Below are 1,333 nucleotides of genomic sequence, written 5' to 3'. Positions count from 1 at the left end.
TGAACCGTCCTGGGTCTGGTGGAGACCGTGATCTCACCAGGAGAATACGGATATGGGAGCACCACGGAAGTTCGACCAGGAGACCCGTGAGCGGGCGGTGAGGATGTATCGGGATCGGCTTGCCGAGCCCGGCGAGTCCAAGTCAGGAGCGCGTCGTCATGTCGGGGAGTTGCTCGACATCAATCCGGCGACGCTACGCAACTGGATCGAGAAGGACACTCCGATCGTCTCCGGATCGGGGACGACGGTGGCCGCCCATGACGCGGAATTGCGTGAACTTCGGCGGGAGAACGCCGAATTACGCAGAGCCAATGAGATTTTGAAGACAGCGTCGGCGTTTTTCGCCGCGGCGGAGATCGACCGCCGACTTCGTTGATCGTCGAGTATATCGACGCTCACCGCGACCGGTTCGGGGTCGATCCGATCTGCCGGGTACTCACCGAGTACGGAATGCAGATCGCCCCGTCCACCTACTACGCCCACAAACAGCGGGGCACGATCTCGGCAGCGACACTGTCCGAGGCGTATGCCGCGCACGCCGTCTACCAGCAGTTTGAGAAGAACCGCAGTGTGTATGGGGTGCGCAAGATGTATCACACGATGTGGCGTGCCGGTCATATGATGGGACGCGACCAGATCGGCCGGCTGATGGGGATCTGCGGAATCTCCGGCGCGGTTCGTGGCTCGCATCGCATCACTACGACCCGTCGCGACGAGACGGCACCGCGCTTCCCTGATCATGTTGAGCGGCAGTGGAATACACCCACACATCCCGATCAGTGGTGGGTCGCCGACTTTACCTACGTGTGGACATTGGCCGGGTTCGTCTACGTGGCGTTCCTCGTCGATGTGTTCTCACGGCGCATCCTCGGATGGCGGGTCATGACCAGCAAGCACACACCGTTGGTGACCAGTGTGGTCGAACAAGCACTGTTCACTCGACGGAGGTCCGGATTCGCTTTTACTTCAACGGGTTTGGTGCATCACAGCGATGCGGGAAGTCAGTACACGTCGTTGGCGTTCACCGCCGCCTTGACCGAGGCCAACATCACCGGTTCCATCGGATCGGTGGGCGATGCTCTCGACAATGCGCTCATGGAATCGGCGATCGGCCTCTACAAGACCGAGTTGATCGACACCGGCCGCACCTGGACCGATCGGGGCCACGTCGAACGAGAGACCGCCGCCTACGTCCACTGGTTCAACACAGAGCGACTGCACTCGTCTCTGGACTACTGCCCACCCATCGAATACGAGACGCGCTACCGTGACACCGTCGCCTCCAAAGCGGAGGTGGCCTAAACCAGGTCTCCATCCGATCCAGGACGGTTCA

At 60.9% G+C, this 1,333-nt stretch carries 1 protein-coding gene and 1 other annotated feature; the gene reads left to right on the top strand.

All coding sequences use genetic code 11. The features are described 5' to 3' along the window. The first annotated feature begins 52 nt into the window (after nucleotides 1–52). A protein-coding gene (locus tag ACWDSI_RS20445; RefSeq protein ID WP_449757686.1) for an IS3 family transposase occupies nucleotides 53–1,302 on the top strand; the annotation gives its coding sequence in 2 pieces (ribosomal slippage) (nucleotides 53–344 and nucleotides 344–1,302; 1,251 coding nt in all). Continuing rightward, nucleotides 334–465, top strand: a sequence feature (AL1L pseudoknot). It overlaps the preceding gene by 132 nt. Nucleotides 1,303–1,333: the final 31 nt, after the last annotated feature.

Source organism: Gordonia sp. NPDC003429 (genome assembly GCF_053588575.1).
This window is presented reverse-complemented; position numbering and strand designations above follow the sequence as displayed.